We start from the raw sequence: 14527 nt of genomic DNA on the forward strand, positions 1-14527 counted from the left end.
GTTGAATTCAGGAAACGAGCTTGATGGCGACCAGCGTCAGCGTGGTCGCCAGGGCGGCGCGCACCAGCCGCTCGGGCAGCGCCCGCGACAGTTGCGCGCCCAGCCAGATGCCGGGGATCGAACCCACCAGCAGTGCCAGCAGCAAATTCCAGTTGACGGTGCCGAGCCACACGTGGCCCAGACCTGCCAGCGCCGTCAGCGGGACGGCGTAGGCGATATCGGTGCCGGCGACTTCGGCCGGCTTCATATGGGGATACAGCAGCAGGATCAGCGTGGCGCCAACCGCGCCGGCGCCGATCGACGACACCGTCACCAGCACGCCGATCACTGCGCCCACCACGATGGTGGCGATGATTTGGGCACGGCCATGCAGCTGGAAGCGCGGGTTGCGTTCGAGCCAGGCCAGCATCTGCTTGCGGAACAGCAGCGACAATACGGTCAGCAGCACCGACACGCCGATGGTCACGCGGATCGCGTGCAGCCACTGCGCGTTGAGCTCACCCGCGCTCTTGAGCACCAGGATGGCCACGACCGCCGCCGGCAGGCTGCCGATGCACAGGCGCCGCACCACCTGCCACTGCACATGGCCGTGGGCGCGGTGCGCGATGGTGCCGAAACCCTTGGTGATCGCAGCAAAAGCCAGGTCGGTGCCGACCGCGGTGGCCGGCGAGAAGCCGAACAGCAGCGTCAGCAGCGGCGTCATCAACGAGCCCCCACCCACGCCGGTCAGACCGACGAGGATGCCTACGAACAGACCGGAAACGGTATAGGCCAGCGACATGGGGGACTCGGTGGGCCCTGGCCCGTGGGGCTCGCATCACAATCCGGGGGCTGCGAGCGGACGCACTGAGGGCAGGACGTTCATTAACAAAGTTCGAGAATCGTAATAAACTGGCCTCATACCTCAAACTAATAAGAAGTTGTTTGTTTATACGACCCGAGTTATATGAACCTCCACCAGTTTCGCTTCGTGCGTGAGGCCGTCCGGCAGAACTACAACCTGACCGAAGCCGCCAAAGCGCTCTACACGTCACAACCTGGCGTGTCCAAGGCCATCATCGAGCTGGAGGAAGAGCTGGGTGTCGATATCTTCACGCGCCACGGCAAGCGGATTCGCAGCCTGACCGAACCGGGGCGGCGCATTCTCACCTCCGTTGAGAAGATCCTGCAGGAGGTCGAGAGCCTGAAGCGGGTCGGCATGGACTATGCCGCACAGGACCAGGGCAACTTCACCATTGCCACCACCCATACACAGGCACGCTATGCGCTGCCACGGGTGATCGGCGAGTTCACCAAGCGCTACCCCAAGGTCCGGCTGTCGATCCAGCAAGGCAACCCGACGCAGATCGCCGACATGCTGCTGCATGACCAGGCCGATATCGGCATCGCCACGGAAGGCATCACCGACGACAAGAACCTGGTGTCGTTGCCGGGCTATCAGTGGACGCATATGGTGATTACGCCACCCGACCATCCGCTGCTGGACAAGAAGCACCTGGCGCTGGAAGACCTGATGGGCTACCCGCTGATCACCTACGACCCCAACTTTGCGGGCCGGCCCAAGATCGACAAGGCCTTCGAGCTGCGCCACCTGAAGCCGGACATCGTGCTAGAGGCGATCGACGCGGACGTGATCAAGACCTACGTGGAGATCGGCCTGGGCGTGGGCATCGTCGCCGGCGTGGCCTATGATGCCGAGCGCGACCGCAACCTGCGCGGGATTTCCGCCGGCCATCTGTTCGGCAGCAATGTGACGCACCTGGCGGTCAAGCAGGGCGCCTACCTGCGCAGCTTTGTCTACACCTTTATCGAGCTGTTCTCGCCGACACTGAACCGCAAGCTGGTCGAACAGGCCATGTCGGGCGAGCACGAAGCCTACGAACTCTGAGGGCGGCACCCCGCCGCCTCTCTCTATATAAGAAGCAAACCCAACATGCATTGCATTCCCGTCACGCCGCGCCGGCCGGAGGCGCTGTGAGCCAACCCATGAGCCAACCCATGAGCGAAGCCACCAGCGAACTGCCCCGCATCCACTGGACCGAGGACGGCACCGAGCGCAGCGCCGCCTGGCGCTCCGAGGCCGGCAACCCGCCGCCGCGCCGCGTGGTGGTCGCCGATGACACCACCAGCGCCGACACCGCCTACCGTCTCGCCTGCGAAGGCACTGCCCTGCTGTGGCGCGGCGACTTCCAGAACGCGCGCCAGCTGCTCAACGCCCTGGCGCGGCGCACCGAGCGCAAGCCCAAGAAGGCCAGCCGGCCGGGCCAGAAGGCCAAGGGCGCGCCCGGCTCCGCCACCGAGGCCTTCCACCTGCACCGGCTGGCGCAATCGCAGCGCGCCCGCACACTGGGCATGCTGCTGCTGCCGTTCGAGGCCGACCACAGCGTGCCGCTGCGCCGCGCGCCCGATGTGCGCGAAGCCTGTGAACAGGCCTACGGCCCCGCAGGCGAGCCCTATGTGGCGTCGCTGCGCGAGTTGCTGGGCATGATCGGCGCCTACGAATGGCGCAAGAAAGGCGTGGAGATCCCGGCGCTGGAAGACCGCATCCATCCCTGGTACGGCGTGTTCTCGCCGGTGCGGGGCGAGTACGTCGACCTGGTCGCCGCCGAGCCGCTGCCGTCGAAGGCGCTGGCCTTCGACATCGGCACCGGCACCGGCGTGCTGGCCGCGGTGCTGGCCCGGCGCGGCGTGAAGCGCATCGTCGCCACTGACCAGGACCCGCGTGCGCTGGCCTGCGCCCGCGAGAACATCGGCCAGCTCGGCTACGCCGGCCCGGTCGAGATCGTGCAGGCCGACCTGTTCCCGGAAGGCCGGGCGCCACTGGTGGTGTGCAACCCGCCGTGGGTGCCGGCCCGGCCGAGTTCGCCGGTCGAGCGTGCCGTCTATGACCCGGACAGCGCCATGCTGCGCGGCTTCCTCGACGGCCTGGCCGACCACCTGGAGCCCGGCGGCGAAGGCTGGCTGCTGCTGTCCGACCTGGCCGAGCACCTGGGCCTGCGCCCGCGCGCGCAGCTGGAAGGCTGGATCGAGGCCGCCGGGCTGAAGGTGCTGGGCCGCTCCGATATCCGCCCGCGCCATGCGCGCGCCGCCGACCCCACCGATCCGCTGCATGCGGCGCGGTCGGCCGAGGTGACCACGCTCTGGCGGCTGGGCGTGCGCTGACGCGCGTGCCCATGCAGGCGGAGTTCGGCTATCCTTCCCGTCACAAATAAGACCGGAGGAGACAAGATGCCGAAGTTGCACCGCGCGTTGCCCCGCCTGCTGCCCACCGCCCTACCCGCAACACTACTCGCCACCCTGCTCTGCGCCAGCGCCGCCGCGCTGGCCGATATCCGCGTTGGCATCGACGTGTCCACCACCGGGCCGGCGGCCTCGATCGGCATCCCCTCCAAGAACACCGTGCTGATGTGGCCGCAGACGCTGGGCGGCCAGAAGGCGCACTACGTGATCCTGGACGACGGCTCCGACCCGGCCGCGGCGGTGCGCAACGTGCGCAAGCTGATTTCCGAGGAAAAGGTCGACGTGATCGTCGGCCCCAATATCACGCCGACCGCACTGGCCGCGCTCGACGCCGTATCCGAGGGCGAGACGCCGATGGTGGCGCTGGCCGCGTCGGCGTCGATCGTCGAGCCGCAGACCGACGCCAAGCGCCGCTGGGCCTTCAAGATGCCGCAGAACGATTCGCACATGGCGACCGTGCTGACGGAGTACATGAGCGACCACGGTATCAAGACAGTCGGCTTCATCGGCTTTGCCGACGCCTATGGCGAAAGCTGGTGGCGCGAGTTCTCGAAGCTGGCCGAGGTGCGCAAGATCAAGGTCGTCGCCAACGAGCGCTTTTCGCGCAACGACACCTCGGTGACCGGCCAGGTGCTCAAGCTGATGGCCGCCAACCCCGACGCCGTGCTGATCGCCGGCGCCGGCACGCCCTCGGTGCTGCCGCAGAAGACGCTGGGCGAGCGCGGCTACAAGGGCAAGGTCTATCAGACCCACGGCATCGCCACCTGGGAATTCCTGCGCATGGGTGGCAAGGACGTCGAAGGCACGCTGTTCCCGACCGGGCCGGTCGTGGTGGCGCGCCAGCTGCCCGAGAGCCACCCCGTGCGCAAGGTCGCGCTGGACTTCGTCAACCGCTACGAGGGCAAGTACGGCGCCGACAGCGTGACACAGTTTGCCGGCGACGCCTGGGGCGCGTGGCTGCTGCTGGACGACGCCGCGCGCCGCGCGCTCAAGACCGGCGCCCAGCCCGGCACGCGCGAATTCCGCGCCGCCATGCGCGACGCGCTCGAATCCACCACCAATCTCACCATCCCCAACGGCGTGCTGAACCTGAACGCGAAGGACCACCAGGGCTTCGACCAGCGTTCGCGCGTGATGGGGGTGATCCGCAACGGCAAGTTCGCCTATGCGGGCGACAAGTAGCCATCGCCCGCCGAACCCGGCCTTCTGAAAGGAAGCATCGCATCATGACCACCACTTCCACCCCTTCCGTCACTGTTGCCTTCATCGGCCTGGGCGCCATGGGCTCGCACATGGTCCGCCACCTGCTGGCCGCCGGGCACACCGTGCGCGCCTTCGTACGCCGCCCCGAAGCCGCAGAGGCCGCGCGCGGCCTGGGTGCGGAGCCGTTCTTCACGCCCGCCGAGGCGGCGCGCGGCGCCAGCGTCGTGTTCACCAACGTGACCTCGTCCGAGGACGTGCGCGAAGTCCTGCTGGGCGAGCAAGGCGTGATCCACGGCGCGGCGCCTGGCACGGTGTGCGTCGACCACAGCACGATCTCGCCGGTGGTCACGCGCGAGATCGCCGCGGCACTGGCCGCGCGCGGCCTCGAGGCGCTCGACTGCCCGGTCTCGGGTGGCACCACGGCCGCCGCATCCGGCAAGCTGACCATCATGGTCGGCGGCAAGCTCGAGGTGCTGGAACGCGTGCTGCCGCTGCTGGAACTGCTGGGCACGACCATCACGCGTATCGGCGACAACGGCGCCGGCCAGGTCGCCAAGCTGTGCAACCAGATCGCGCAGGTGGTCAATATCGAAGGCATCGCCGAGGCCATGCGCTTTGCCTCGGCGCAGAACGTCGATACCGGCCGCGTGCTGCAAGCCATGTCGACGGGCATGGCGGGCAGCCGCATGCTCGACCTGATGGGGCCCAAGATGGTGTCGCGCAACTTCGCCGCCGGCATCGAGGCGCGGCTGCACGACAAGGACTTCGGGCTGGCGCGCGATATCGCCGAGGAGATCGGCCTGGATCTGCCGGCGATGCAGGCCACGTCGGCGCAGCTGCGCACGCTGATGGCCAACGGCTGGGGCAAGGACGATACCTCCTCGCTGCTGCGCGTGCTGGAGGGCTGAGCCCGACGCTCAGTTGCCCGTCAGGCGCAGGACGGCGCGCACCAGCGCGCTGTCGGCATCATTGAAGCCATCGAGCACGTTGAAGTGATGGCAGCCCGGCAGCACGAGATCGCTCGCGGCCGGACTGCCGACGTTGGCGGGCCACGCCGCCCGCATCAGCGCATGCTGGCGGTGGTACTCTGCCGCTTCCAGTTCGCCCACCGCGAGCGACAGCGGCGCGGCAGTGGCCGGCGTCATGTAGGCCGGCGAGAGCCTCGCCACGTCGTCGTCCGATAGCCGCAGGTCGCATTGCAGGAACGCGGCGCGGCGCAGCGGTTCCATGTCATACAACCCGCTGACCGACAGCCCGCCCCTGATCAGGTCGGCGGGCAGGTCTTGCGCCAGCTGCGGCCAGCGCGCCGCCATCAGCATTGCCACCAGGTGGCCGCCGACGGAATGCCCGGCGGCGAACAGCCGTTGCCGGTCATGCCCCAGCTCGCCGGATTGCAGGTACAGCCACGCCACGCTGCGCAGCACCTGCCGCACGATGTCAGGCACCGTTACCGACGGCACCAGCGAATAGTTGACCACCGCCACCGACACCCCCTGCGCCGGCAGCACGCTGGCGACGAAACTGTGGTCGCGCTTGTCCAGCGCGCGGTAGTAGCCGCCGTGGACAAACACCAGCAGCGGCGGCGCTGCCCCGCCATCCGCCGACGCCGGGAAATAGTCCAGCGTCTCATCCTGCGGATGCCGCGAACCCGCATCGGCATAGCTCAGGTCCGCGATCAAGCCACCGCGCTCGCGCACCTGCGCCGACCACTCGCCCCAGCGCGCCATATGCGCCGGGTTATCTGGAACGTTGGCGCGGTTGTTGTATTCGCGCTCGTAGAAGCCGGGATCCTGCGAGGGCAGGCTGGCGAGGCTCGCCAGCGAGGCATGGTCGGTCATGGCAGTGGGTGGGTGCGGAGTCGGGACTGGTTGGCGCGGCATCGGTGGTGCACGCGGTGACGGCGATGCTAACCGCAATCTCCATGCACAAGTTATCCGGGCCATTACCATCGCCACGGCGGCCGGTTGTCGGCCGGGGGGAATTGCGGCATAATCGCCGGCTCAGCCCGGCATCGGTTCCGATGCCGTCACACCTGCCCGGGTGGTGAAACAGGTAGACGCAGGGGACTCAAAATCCCCCGCCGCAAGGCGTGTCGGTTCGAGTCCGACCCCGGGCACCAGATTTCCGTTTGCCTGCCGCCGGCTAGTCCCAACGCGCGGCATTCCTCCTAGCGCCCTCTTGCATGGCCTGGTCACATCGTCAGTTCCTCTGGACGGTGCGTCTTGAGCCAGTCGACCAGCGCAGCATCCATACGCGTTTGCCAACCCCTTCCTGTCGCGCGAAACGCTTCCACGACTTCAGGGGAGACACGCAGCGACAGCGCGACCTTGATCGGCGCTTTCTGCGGGCCCCGCACACCAAGTTTGGTTCGAAGTGACTCGGGAAGCGCTTCAGTGGTTGACCTAAACTGCTCAAGATCGTCGCTGGTCAGTTCACGGACTTCCCCGCCAGCGTCAGTCAATGGGGCGCGTCTTGCCATAGCTGTACACCTCTCGTTGATTGGCTTTGCGCAGGCTGATCACGCGAATCCCTGTGCTGGTTTCAGTGAAGCACAACACGTGCAAGCGTCCGCCGAGATAGCCGACGGCAATATAGCGAGGCTCGCCGTAATCCCGGCGCGCGTTCGGCGACATTCCGTGCGTTCTTGGCAGCGTCATAGGTGATTTCCACATCAGATTGTATATACGACCCTTGGGAGAGGCATTGTTTATTGTATATACAAAGAGCTAGTGCCAAGTGGGATCGTCGCTCCCCCGTTGGCATGACTAGCGTCGGCAAAGTACCTTCATGCCAGCCGTGTCGGACGCCGCCCACTGGCAGACGCCCTGATGGATTCCTATCCTATGGCAGTGCCAATGTCAGCGGAGCTCACCATGAAGCAGCCCACCCTCCCCGCCTTCGCCCTCGCCTGCGCCACCCTGCTGGCTGGTTGCGCCGGCGCCAATATGGAAAACCTGACCCAGGCCGGCGGCAGCCTGTTCACCGCGGCCACGCTGTCGGACACCAACGTCAAGACGCTGTCCGACCAGTCGTGCGCGGAAATGGACCAGAAGAACACCATTGCCGCGGCCGACAGCACCTACGCCAAGCGGCTCGCGAATGTGATGAGCGGGCTGGGCAATTCTGGGCTGCCGCTCAATGCCAAGGTCTACGTTACCAAGGACATCAACGCCTGGGCCATGGCCAATGGATGCGTGCGCGTCTACAGCGGGCTGATGGACTTCCTCACCGACGACGAGGTGCGCGGCGTGGTCGGCCATGAGATCGGCCATGTGGCGCTGGGTCACACCAAGGCGGCGATGCAAGTGGCCTATACCACCGCGGCTGCGCGCGGCCTGCTGGGATCGACCAGCATCGCTTCGCTGACGGCGCTGTCGTCGTCGCAGATCGGAGAGTTGGCCGAGACGTTCGTCAATGCGCAATTCTCGCAGCGCCAGGAAACCGCTGCCGACGACTATTCCTTCGACCTGCTGACCAAGAACGGCGCCAACCGGCAGGCGCTGGCTTCTGCGTTCCGCAAGATGTCGCAGCTCGACGGCGGGCAGTCGAGCATGCTCAGCACGCACCCCGGCTCGCTGGAACGCGCGAAGCATATCGACGCACGCCTGGCCGGCGGGCGCTGATCGCGCCGCATCCCGCTGTGCCGCCGCACCCGTTCGGGTGAGGCGGCCACCCCCTCGCCCCCCTCCTTCCAGACGCTGCACGCATCACGCCAGATGCCGTGCACGGTCCCGCGCGCGGAATGTTGACCGCGCTTAATTCAGCCAAGAAAGCTTTCAATATACCGGCCCCAAACCGGCGGAGATAATGCCTCACGCTGCATTTGCCGGTCGATGCAGACGCGTGCTGCCACGCGACCGCGGCGCCAGCGCCGTGTCCGCGCATCGGCTCGCAAGGCATCGCAGTCATTGTCTTTCCCGCCCCGAGGACACGCCACCGCGCCATGGAAATGCTTTCCGCCCTGCTCGCAGGGCAGCCAGAAATCGCACTGTTCCTTGCGCTCGCGGTTGGCCATGCGATCGGTGCGATTCGCTTCGGTCCGTTCCAGCTTGGCGGCATCTGCGGGACGCTGATCGCTGCGCTGGTGATCGGGCAGTCCGGCGCGAAGCTCGACAACGACGTCAAGAACGTGGCCTTTGCCGTGTTCATCTTCGCGCTGGGGTTCACCGGCGGTCCGCAGTTCTTCGCCAATGTCGGGCGCGAATGGCGCATTGGCCTGCTGTCGCTGGTGGAAGTGTTCGTGCTGCTCGCGCTGCTGGCCATCGCGGTGCCACTGCTGCGGCTGGACCAGGGCACGGCGGCAGGATTGCTCGCCGGTGCCGCCACCGAGTCGGCGGTGATCGGCACCGCTTCCGAAGCGATCGCGCGGCTCGGCGTCACGGCCGAGCAGGTACGCGTGCTGCAGACCAATATCGTCACGGCGTACAGCGTGACCTACCTGTTCGGGCTGGTGTCGATCGTGCTGTTCACCAGCCAGCTCGCCCCGTGGCTGCTGCGCGTGAACCTGCGCGAATCCGCCGCGCAGCTGTGGCAGAAGCTCGGCGGCGAGAACGACATGGGTGAGGGCCAGCGCAGCGCGCTGCCGCTGCTGGTGGGCCGCTTGCTGCGTGTCGAACGGATCGCCGGCAAGAGCGTCATCGATGCCGAGCGGACCGTGCAGCTTGGCGTCACCATCCGCCGCATCCGCCGCGGCGGCAACACCTTCCGCCCGGCGCCCGACGAAATCCTGCGCGATGGCGACGTGATCCTGGCCGTGGGCCGGCGCGACGCGATGGTCGGCTTCGCACATAACGTCGGCACCGAGGTCGGCACCGAGCTGCCCGACGAACCCGGCATGGACGCCGTGCAGGCCGAGCAAGAGGTATTGCTGACACGGCGCGAAGTCGCGGGCCTGTCGCTGGCGCGGCTGCGCCAGATGGTCGACGTGGGGCTGGGACGCGGGGTCTATATCCAGCGCATCACGCGCATGGAGCATCGCATTCCCACGCTGCCCAGCACCGTGCTGAGGCGCGGCGACGTGCTGACGCTGAGCGGCCCGCAGGAAGCCGTGCAGCGCGTGGTGCCGGAGCTTGGCTACCTGGTCACGCCGACGATCAAGACCGACTTTGTGTTCCTCGGCATCGGCGTGCTGCTGGGCATGCTGATCGGTGCGTTCAGCGTGAAGGTGGGCCAGGCCGACCTGACGCTGGGCACCGGCGGCGGCTGCCTGGTATCGGGACTGATCTTCGGCTGGCTGCGCGCACGCGCGCCGGTGGTGGGCTCGCTGCCGTCGCCTGCGGCGGAGATCCTCAAGGACTTCGGGCTGGCCACGTTCATTGCCGCGGTGGGCCTCTCCGCGGGCCCGGACGCGGTCAAGCTGGTGCGCGAATACGGACTGATCCTGCCGGTGGCCGGCATCCTGGTGTCGGTGGTGCCCGCGGCGGTCTCGCTGGCGATCGGCCACTGGTGGCTCAAGCTGGAAACTCCGATCCTGCTCGGCGCGGTCGCGGGCCAGCATTGCAGCACGCCGACCATCATGGCGCTCACCAATGCCGCCGGCAACGGCACGCCGGTGATCGGCTACACCATCACCTATGCCATTTCCAACGTGCTGCTGCCGCTGCTGGGCCCCATCGCGGTGGCAATGGCCGGCGCGCTGGCGCGCTAGCCGGACGAATGCCGCCGCGCACACCGCGCACATCGCTTACCCACCACCACCCCAACACTATGCAACGCCTCTCCCAACCCGCATCACTCGCTTCAGGAGCCTTCGATGGAATGGTTGCATGACATCTTCCAGAAGTCGCCCGAATCGGCGCTCTTCCTTTCCCTGGCGGTCGGCTACGCCATCGGCAAAATCACCTTCGGGCGCTTCCAGCTCGGGGGCGTGGCGGGCTCGCTGCTCGCCGCGGTGGTGATCAGCCAGTTCGGCGTCGAAATCGACAATGGCGTCAAGGCCGTGATGTTCGCGGTCTTTATCTACGCAGTCGGCTATGAAAGCGGTCCGCAGTTCTTCAACTCGCTGAACCGCAGCTCGCTGCGCGAGATCGCGATGGCGGTCTTCATGGCGGTGTGCGGCCTCGTCACGGTGGTGGTGCTGGCCAAGCTGTTCCATCTTGACAAGGGACTGGCCGCGGGGCTGGCCGCCGGCGGCATGACACAGTCGGCGATCATCGGCACGGCTGGCGACGCCATCACCAAGCTGGGCCTGCCGCCCGACCAGGTCAAGACGCTGCAGGCCAACGTGGCGATCGGCTACGCCGTGACCTACGTGTTCGGCTCGCTCGGCGCGATCATCGTCTGCGTGAACATCCTGCCGCGCTTCATGAAGTCGGACCTGAAGACCGACGCCAAGAAGGTCGAGGCGCAGCTGCACGGCGGCCTGCCGCAGTTCGGCCCGGGCCAGCGCGGCGCGCTGCCGCGCCTGGTGGGCCGGCTGTACCGCGTGAACGATGCCTCCGGCAGGACAGTCTCGCAGCTGGAGATCGGCGGCGAGGACCTGCTGACCGTGGAAAAAGTGCAGCGCGGCGGCAAGCAGCTCGAAGTCACGCAGGACCTCGTGCTGCAGCATGACGACCTGGTACTGCTGGTCGGCCGCCGCGATGCGATCGTGCCGACGGCCGCGCAGATCGGGCCAGAAGTGGCCGACGCCGACGGCATGGGCGCGGTCATGCAGTCGCGCAACGTGGTGTTCACCGCCAAGGGCATGAACAACAAGACCGTGGCCGAGATCGTCGACATGGTCGGGCGCGACATGCGCCACGGCGTCTATCTCGAGCGCATCGAGCGCTATGACCACCCGCTGCCGCTGCTGCCCGAACTGAAGCTGCAGCATGGCGACATCATCACGCTGTATGGCACCCCCGCCGACACCAGGCGCGCGGCCGAGATGGCCGGCTACGAGCTGGTGCCCAGCGAGAAGACGGATTTCGTCTACTTCGGCGCCGGCGTGCTGGTGGGCCTGCTGATCGGCCTGCTGGTCTGGCGCGTCGGCTCGATCCCGCTGACGCTGGGTGCGGGGGGCGGCGCGCTGCTGTCGGGCCTGGTATTCGGCTGGGCGCGGTCCAAGCACAAGATGTTCGGCGCCATGCCGACCGCCGCGTGCCAGTTGCTGAAGGACTTCGGACTGGCCGCGTTCGTCGCCATCGTCGGCATCAACTCAGGCTTGCAGGCCGTGTCCACGCTGCGCCAGAGCGGGCTGACCATCTTCATCCTGGGCGCGGTGGTGACGCTGCTGCCGCTGTTCCTGACGATGCTGTTCGGCCGCTACGTGCTCAGGTACGACAACGCCGCGCTGCTGGCGGGCGCGCTGTCCGGGTCGCGCAGTGCCAACCCGGCCTTCGGCGGCATCCTCGACAAGGCCGAAAGCCCGGTGCCGACCGTTCCCTTCGCCATCACCTACGCGCTCGCCAACGTGCTGCTGACCCTGCTGGGGCCGCTGGTGGTTGGCCTCGTATAGCCCTTCCCTGCTTTTCACGCTGCGCGGGCCGCCACCTGACATTCCGGCCCGCCAGCCCAACCGACAAGCGTCTACACAGGAGCAAGCCATGAGCAAACCCGATATCTCCAAGCTGGCCAGCCTCTCCCCGTTCGAGCTGAAGGATGAGCTGATCAAGCTTGCCAGCAGCGATGCGGAACGCCTGATGCTCAATGCGGGCCGCGGCAACCCCAACTTCCTCGCCACCGTGCCGCGCCACGGCTTCTGGCAGCTGGGCCTGTTCGCCATGCGCGAGTCCGAGCGCTCGTTCTCGTATATGCCCGAAGGCGTCGGCGGCTTTCCGCGCCGCGATGGCATCGAGGAACGCTTCGACCTGTTCGCGCGCGAGTTCGCCGACACCCCGGGCGTAAATTTCCTGGCCGGCGCGGTGTCGTACGTGCGGGACCAGCTCGGCCTGAATGCCGGCGACTTCCTCTACGAGATGTGCGAAGGCATCCTCGCCTGCAACTATCCCGTGCCGGATCGCATGCTGAAGCTGTCCGAGACCATCGTCGGCCAGTACATCCGCAAGGAGATGATCGGCAGCCATCCGTTCATCGGCGAGTTCGACCTGTTCGCGGTCGAGGGCGGCACCGCGGCGATGACATACCTGTTCAACACCATCCGCGAGAACCACCTGCTCAAGGCCGGCGACACCATCGCGCTCGGCATGCCGATCTTCACGCCGTACATCGAGATCCCCGAACTGAACGACTACCAGCTGGAAGAGCTGTCCGTCGACGCCGATCCCGAATCGCGCTGGCAATACTCGAAGAAGGAACTGGACAAGCTGCGCGACCCCAAGGTCAAGGCCTTCTTCCTGGTCAACCCGAGCAACCCGCCGTCGGTGCGCATGAGCGACGAGAGCCTGGAGTACCTGGCCTCGATCATCGAAGAGCGCCCCGACCTGATCATCCTGACCGACGACGTCTACGGCACCTTTGCCGACAACTTTGTCTCGCTGTTCGCGATGTGCCCGAAGAACACCATCCTGGTGTATTCGTTCTCCAAGTATTTCGGCGCGACCGGCTGGCGCCTGGGCGTGATCGCCACGCACCGCGACAACGTCTTCGACCTGCAGATCGGCAAGCTGCCGCAAACGCAGCGCGAGCAGCTGAACAAGCGCTACAGCTCGATCACCACCGAGCCGGAGAAGCTCAAGTTCATCGACCGCCTGGTCGCCGACAGCCGCACCGTGGCGCTGAACCACACGGCTGGCCTGTCCACGCCGCAGCAGGTGCAGATGGTGCTGTTCTCGCTGTTCTCGCTGATGGACACGCCGGACAACTACAAGAACGCGATGAAGCGGCTGATCCGCAGCCGCAAGGCCGCGCTGTACCGCGAGATCGGCATTGCGCCGGAGGGCGATGACCCGAACGCGGTCGACTACTACACGCTGCTCGATATCGAGCAGCTCGGCGGCAAGGCGATCGGGCCGGAGTTCGTCAAATGGGTGATGGAGGCGGTCGAGCCGAACGAGCTGCTGTTCGAGCTGGCCGACGAGGCTGGCGTGGTGTTGCTGCCGGGCCGCGGGTTCGGTACGCGGCATCCGTCCGGCCGGGTGTCACTGGCCAACCTCAATGAAGCTGATTACGCCAAGATCGGCCGCGCGATCCGCAAGCTGTTCGAGGAGTATGTGGAGAAGTACAACGCGGCGACGGGGAGCAAGGCGAACAAGAACGTCGTGAAGAAGTAAGCCTTCGTTGGCGTGCCTGAGAGCCCGGCCCTGAGCCGGGCTCTTTTTATGCCTTACGCGCCCCGCCAGTCGTCTTACCGCGATTCGACGAACGCGAGCACCGTGGCCAGCATGCCTTGCAGCGCCGGCTGCAGCCCCGCCGACCGCGCCTCGTCATAGGCGAACGGATATGTCTCGCTCATATACGCACACTGCGACAGCTCAAGCTGCACCGCGTGCACGCCATCCTGCGGCTTGCCGTACTGGCGCGTGATATAGCCACCCTTGAAACGCCCGTTGAGCACCGCGGTATGGCCGGGCACAGCGCTCGCCAGTTCGAGCAGCTGGTTCGCCAGCCCCGCGTCGCAGCTCTCGCCATTGGCCGTGCCGAGATTGAAATCCGGCAGCTTGCCCTCGAAGAAGCGCGGCAGCGCCGAGCGGATCGAGTGCGCATCCCACAGCGCGACGGTGCCGTGCTCGGCCTTCAGGCGCGCCAGTTCCGCGGCCAGCGCTTCATGATACGGGCGCCAGATCGCGTCGCGGCGCGCGGCGATTTCCGCGTCGTCGGGGCCGTTGCTGCCATCGGCATAAAGCGCCGTCTTGTCGAAGGTGTCGACCGGGCACAGGCCGGTGGTGTCCTGGCCGGGATACAGGTTGGCGTTGTCGGGCGGACGGTTCAGGTCGACCACGTAGCGCGAATGCGTGGCGACCAGCACGGACGCGCCCAGCTCGCGGGCAAAGCCGTACAGGCGTTCCAGGTGCCAGTCGGTGTCGGGCACGGTGCGGGCCTCGGCGGTGAGGCGCTGCGAGACCGAAGCCGGCAGGTGCGTGCCGACGTGCGGCATCGATACGAGCAGCGGGCGCGTGCCGCGATGCAGGGTGAAGGCGGGGGTATCAGTGGAGAAGGACATGTTCTGGTGCAATGCGTTGGGCGGTGCCAGTAATCGTCGCGT

Annotated in this window: 13 protein-coding genes and 1 tRNA gene; 9 read left to right on the forward strand and 5 right to left on the reverse strand. The window is 66.8% G+C overall.

Features of this window, described 5'->3' with window-relative positions; all coding sequences use genetic code 11:
- Window positions 1–7: 7 nt before the first annotated feature.
- Window positions 8–781 (reverse strand): sulfite exporter TauE/SafE family protein, encoded by a 774-nt coding sequence (locus tag LPA45_RS13865; RefSeq protein WP_317922347.1) that lies wholly within the window; start codon window positions 779–781, stop codon window positions 8–10.
- 165 nt (window positions 782–946) lie between these two features.
- Between LPA45_RS13865 and LPA45_RS13870 the strand changes: the two genes are divergently transcribed.
- From LPA45_RS13870 to LPA45_RS13885, 4 genes are all read left to right on the forward strand, one after another.
- Window positions 947–1888, forward strand: coding sequence for a CysB family HTH-type transcriptional regulator (locus tag LPA45_RS13870; RefSeq protein ID WP_063240158.1), 942 nt, complete (start codon window positions 947–949; stop codon window positions 1886–1888).
- 110 nt (window positions 1889–1998) lie between these two features.
- The gene (locus tag LPA45_RS13875) at window positions 1999–3162 is read left to right on the forward strand and encodes a class I SAM-dependent methyltransferase (protein WP_317922350.1); all 1164 of its coding nucleotides are present in this window, start codon (window positions 1999–2001) and stop codon (window positions 3160–3162) included.
- 66 nt (window positions 3163–3228) lie between these two features.
- A complete protein-coding gene (locus LPA45_RS13880; RefSeq protein WP_317922351.1) occupies window positions 3229–4422 on the forward strand; it encodes an ABC transporter substrate-binding protein in 1194 nt (397 codons plus the stop codon).
- Between the two features lie 44 nt (window positions 4423–4466).
- Window positions 4467–5351 carry an NAD(P)-dependent oxidoreductase gene (locus LPA45_RS13885; RefSeq protein WP_317922352.1) on the forward strand — a complete coding sequence of 295 codons (885 nt, stop codon included), beginning with the start codon at window positions 4467–4469 and terminating at the stop codon, window positions 5349–5351.
- 9 nt (window positions 5352–5360) lie between these two features.
- Here LPA45_RS13885 and LPA45_RS13890 read toward each other — a convergent pair whose 3' ends face one another.
- Window positions 5361–6281 (reverse strand): alpha/beta hydrolase, encoded by a 921-nt coding sequence (locus tag LPA45_RS13890; RefSeq protein ID WP_317922353.1) that lies wholly within the window; start codon window positions 6279–6281, stop codon window positions 5361–5363.
- A 196-nt stretch (window positions 6282–6477) separates the two neighbouring features.
- Here LPA45_RS13890 and LPA45_RS13895 point away from each other — a divergent pair.
- Window positions 6478–6562 (forward strand) — tRNA-Leu (locus LPA45_RS13895).
- A gap of 72 nt (window positions 6563–6634) precedes the next feature.
- Here LPA45_RS13895 and LPA45_RS13900 read toward each other — a convergent pair.
- Window positions 6635–6922 (reverse strand): BrnA antitoxin family protein, encoded by a 288-nt coding sequence (locus LPA45_RS13900; protein WP_317922354.1) that lies wholly within the window; start codon window positions 6920–6922, stop codon window positions 6635–6637.
- Window positions 6897–7100 carry a BrnT family toxin gene (locus LPA45_RS13905; protein WP_317922355.1) on the reverse strand — a complete coding sequence of 68 codons (204 nt, stop codon included), beginning with the start codon at window positions 7098–7100 and terminating at the stop codon, window positions 6897–6899. The genes LPA45_RS13900 and LPA45_RS13905 overlap by 26 nt, the downstream gene beginning before the upstream one ends.
- 216 nt (window positions 7101–7316) lie before the next feature.
- Here LPA45_RS13905 and LPA45_RS13910 point away from each other — a divergent pair, with 216 nt between their 5' ends.
- From LPA45_RS13910 to LPA45_RS13925, 4 genes are all read left to right on the forward strand, one after another.
- Complete coding sequence (locus LPA45_RS13910; RefSeq protein WP_317922356.1) at window positions 7317–8066, forward strand: M48 family metallopeptidase; 750 nt, start codon at window positions 7317–7319, stop codon at window positions 8064–8066.
- Between the two features lie 326 nt (window positions 8067–8392).
- A complete protein-coding gene (gene aspT / locus LPA45_RS13915; protein ID WP_367395023.1) occupies window positions 8393–10090 on the forward strand; it encodes an aspartate-alanine antiporter in 1698 nt (565 codons plus the stop codon).
- 105 nt (window positions 10091–10195) lie between these two features.
- A complete protein-coding gene (gene aspT, locus LPA45_RS13920) occupies window positions 10196–11881 on the forward strand; it encodes an aspartate-alanine antiporter (RefSeq protein WP_317923512.1) in 1686 nt (561 codons plus the stop codon).
- A gap of 88 nt (window positions 11882–11969) precedes the next feature.
- A complete protein-coding gene (locus LPA45_RS13925) occupies window positions 11970–13595 on the forward strand; it encodes a bifunctional aspartate transaminase/aspartate 4-decarboxylase (protein WP_317923513.1) in 1626 nt (541 codons plus the stop codon).
- A 74-nt stretch (window positions 13596–13669) separates the two neighbouring features.
- On the opposite strand, the gene hutG is transcribed toward LPA45_RS13925, so the two are convergent.
- Window positions 13670–14485: an N-formylglutamate deformylase gene (hutG, locus tag LPA45_RS13930; RefSeq protein ID WP_116318006.1), complete on the reverse strand. Its 816-nt coding sequence runs from the start codon at window positions 14483–14485 to the stop codon at window positions 13670–13672.
- Window positions 14486–14527 lie beyond the last annotated feature (42 nt).

The sequence above is a fragment of the Cupriavidus sp. Agwp_2 genome, from assembly GCF_040784895.1.
Taxonomy (GTDB): Bacteria; Pseudomonadota; Gammaproteobacteria; order Burkholderiales; family Burkholderiaceae; genus Cupriavidus.